The organism is Methylomonas rivi (assembly GCF_024505165.1).
In the GTDB taxonomy this organism is placed as follows: Bacteria; Pseudomonadota; Gammaproteobacteria; order Methylococcales; family Methylomonadaceae; genus Methylomonas; species Methylomonas rivi.
On the sequence record NZ_JANIBK010000315.1, the window covers coordinates 1 to 1,252 of the forward strand.

At 60.9% G+C, this 1,252-nt stretch carries 2 protein-coding genes; both read left to right on the plus strand.

The window, feature by feature from the left end; translation table 11 throughout:
* The coding region (locus tag NP596_RS21420) for a polysaccharide biosynthesis C-terminal domain-containing protein (RefSeq protein WP_256617410.1) at positions 1 to 368 on the plus strand (368 nt) is incomplete at its 5' end.
* A gap of 36 nt (positions 369 to 404) precedes the next feature.
* The coding region (locus tag NP596_RS21425; RefSeq protein WP_256617411.1) for a hypothetical protein at positions 405 to 1,252 on the plus strand (848 nt) is incomplete at its 3' end.

The window sequence follows — 1,252 nt, forward strand, 5'->3', positions numbered from 1 at the left end:
CGCTGGGCATGGGCATTCTGCTGGCCGGCGGCGGCTACTATGCGGCCCCCGCCGCGGTGCGGCTGTTTTTCGGCGCCGCCTATTCCGAAGCATCCGCCGAAGCGGCCGGCTGGCTGTTTCTCGGTTTGGCCTTCATCGTGCCTAACGCCGTTCTCACCCAGCTCGCCATCGCGACAAATCGAGAAAGGTGCTATGCTTGGGCCGCCTGTTTCTCGGCGCTCCTGAACATCTCGCTCAATTTCGCCCTGGTTCCCGCGCACGGCATACGAGGGGCCGCCTGGGCGACGATCATGACGGAAGCCGGATTGGGACTGGCCCTTTACCTAGGGATGACCCGGCGGAAAAATTTTTCCGGCCCGCCGGCCTGATTTAAGCGACAAATCATTTGTTCGGTTCAATTATTCATGCACACGAAATCTTCCGTTGCTTCCGCAACGTATTACTCGGACGAAATATCCCTGCGCGAAGCGGTCCTGAAAATGCTGGCGTTCTATCGCGGCTTTGCGCGCGCGCTGTTCCCCGCCGCCTTTTTCTCGGCCCTGGCGGCCGCGGCCTGGGTTTCGTTTCGGCCCGTTTACGCCGTCACCGCGATTCTGGACACTCCGCAACTGAGTTTGAACGAATGGCGCACTTTCTCGCCGCTGCTGACGGACAAGGCTTTGGTTCAGGCTTCGCTCTCCGCCGTGGCCGGGCTGAAAGACCGGGAAAGGCAAACGCTGGAGAAAAGTTTTTTGACGCCGGCGTTCTGGGAATCCCGCATCCAGTATAAAACCGCGCTCCGCCGCGACGATGTCAAGGAAAGTCCCAACGCCGAACCGAAGAAAACGGACACCCTGGGCCTGGAAATTTCTATAACGGCAAGCGATGAAAGCGCCGCCGCGCAACGTTTCGAGGCCATGGCTAACCACATCCGCCAAGCCATGATCCGCCACAGGCTGACGACCTATTTGCGGGAGCAGCGGCAAACCGTGGCGCAAAAGCGCGACGAAACGGCCATCGAGCTGATTCGGCAGCAGTTCGCCATCGACCAGAGCAACCAGCGTATCGCCGACATGCAAAAACTGCTGGAGGCTTATCCCGAATTGCGCCGCATGGATAGCGCTACCGTGGTCTCCGTCGAAAGCGGCGGCGGCAAGTACCTTTCTCCGCTGGCGCAAATCGTGGCGCTCAAGGCGACGATCTCCGAGGCCAACGCCGGCATGCGCGCCGTGCGCCGCCAGCAGGAGGAAATGGCATTGCGCGGCCGCTTCCT